Source organism: Methanoculleus sp. UBA413 (assembly GCF_002502935.1).
GTDB classification, from domain to species: Archaea; Halobacteriota; Methanomicrobia; order Methanomicrobiales; family Methanoculleaceae; genus Methanoculleus; species Methanoculleus bourgensis.
In genome coordinates, this window is the sequence record NZ_DAQR01000059.1 from 1 (window position 1) to 1,599 (window position 1,599).

Below are 1,599 nucleotides of genomic sequence, written 5' to 3' on the forward strand. Positions count from 1 at the left end.
GTCACCCTTCGCGCTCTCCAGCGTACGAGGTGGCGATCCGCCCCGCACACCCGCAGAACAAGGTGAGATGCTCCAGGCACGGTCACTCAATGATCCGTGCCGGCCTTCCGGAGCGTGAACCTGATGGCCGCGCCGCGTCCAGGCTCTCCCAGGACCCGGTCATCCACCCAGATCTTCCCCCCGTAACGCTCGATGAGCATGCGACAGATGTAGAGACCGAGCCCGGCCCCGGCCAGCCTGCACTCTCCCTTCCCGAAACGGCTGAAGAGAGTGGCCTTCATTGTGTCAGGAATGCCCGGCCCGGTATCCTCAACCGAGACCTCGACCTCCTCTCCATGATCCTCGACCCTGATGGTTATCTCAACATCCGGCCCGCCGAACTTCTCGGCGTTCCCAAGCAGGTTTGCAAAGACCTCAGACAGGAGGTCGTCGGCGAGGACTGCAACGGGATGTCCCTCATAATGGATCAGGACCGCAGGGAAATTTGCCGTCTGTGCCTGGATCACACGATCAAGGTCCATCTGCGTCAGAGCCGTCCGGCTCTCCCTGGCTCTCCGGAGAGTGGCGACGCCACCGATGGTCTCCGAGCTCTGTTCGAGCCGGGAGAGCATCTTCCTGGCCATCTCCTGCTGTTCTCCCTCGAGCGCATCGACGAGGAGCTGCGTATACCCGATGGCGATGGTGTTGGCGTTGTTGATGTCGTGGATCATGATATCCAGAAAGAGGGTCGCCGCCCGGTTTGACATCTCAAGCTCAGCCGTCCGCTCCCTGACCAGCTCTTCGAGGTGGGCGCTGTACTCCCGTGCCACCTCCTCTGAGGCGCGGAGGCGACGTATATTCTCCCTGAGGGCAGCAACCATGGCACCGATGCCCTCCTCGAGACGGGTGAACTCCGTCCCTGTGGATATCCGGATCTGGTGGTCGAGGTCGCCCGCGGCAATCCTGTTGACGTCGTCGGCGATCTCCCGCACCGGCCGGGTTATCCGGCGTGAAACCGGGAACGCGATGCAACAGGCGACCAGGCTCGCGAAGACCGCAAGGACGACGTGGCCAAGCCGCATCTCCGCGAGCCGGGTGTTGAGAGGAGTGGTATTGTAGGTCAACTCGACAATCCGGCTGACATCAGAGGCGTAGCCGGGATCAGAGAGATCAACGAGAATGTACCGCGTGGTTGTTCCGGCGGCCGCGTCTGTCAGCGTCCGGTCCTGCTTTGTCTCAAAGATTTCCCGGGCAATGGGATTGATGACAGCAGGGTCGTTCGGCCCCTCAGAATCGGTTACGTTGATGATCCTCCCAAAGCAATCGTATATCCGGATCCCCTCGAGCGCCGGGTTCAACCGCATCAGGTCTTCTTTGAGGGTCCGGTACTGTGGGTCGTACCGGTCCACCCCGGTTGCGGTGCAGTCAAGCCCAAGCTCGAAGAGGTAGCGGTGATCGGGGGAGGGCATGTAGGCGTATTTCCGCAACTTCCCGCTTGCCGGCTCAGTCAGGACCCGGTCCGCCGAGAAGATGTTCCCGAGCCTGAGTTCTGTGATCCGGTCATAGAAGTAGGGGATCTCCGCAAAATCAAGGTCGAGGTCCGGGGGATAGGTGGTGTAC

General features: G+C 61.4%; 1 protein-coding gene. It reads right to left on the reverse strand.

The window, feature by feature from the left end; genetic code table 11:
* Positions 1-86 precede the first annotated feature (86 nt).
* Positions 87-1,599 (reverse strand): sensor histidine kinase (locus tag BP858_RS04520; protein WP_286878957.1); only part of this gene is annotated, 1,513 nt, incomplete at its 5' end.